Origin of the sequence: Chryseobacterium taiwanense (assembly GCF_000813825.1) — a bacterium.
Lineage (GTDB): Bacteria > Bacteroidota > Bacteroidia > Flavobacteriales > Weeksellaceae > Chryseobacterium > Chryseobacterium taiwanense.
In genome coordinates this window covers 1-324 of the sequence record NZ_JWTA01000029.1, presented here as the reverse complement: position 1 = coordinate 324, position 324 = coordinate 1, and the positions used below count along the sequence as shown (strand labels likewise).

General features: G+C 34.9%; 1 pseudogene. It reads left to right on the top strand.

Going from position 1 to position 324, the window contains the following annotated elements:
• Positions 1–324: pseudogene (locus RM51_RS19585) on the top strand (DNA polymerase III subunit alpha); the annotation flags it as partial.

The window sequence follows — 324 nt, the reverse complement described above, 5'->3', positions numbered from 1 at the left end:
CCTATGAGCAATATTCCTGCTGAACTTAAAGAAAATGAATTCATAGGCATAAGAATAGAGGAACTGAATTTTCTGATCAGACCTGAATATCAGAAACTACTATCGAAGATGCTTGTTTTACATCCTGTTACTTTCAGTACTGATGAAGAATATGAACTTCATAAAATTCTCCGAGCAATTGATAACAATACCTTACTGTCAAAGCTCACCAAAAGAGAGGTCTGTAGAAAAACTGAATATTTTGTGAATGAGCAGGCTATTGCAAAAGCATTCGAAAGATATCCTGAAATTATTCAGAGAACCAAAGACATACTGGCGCAATGT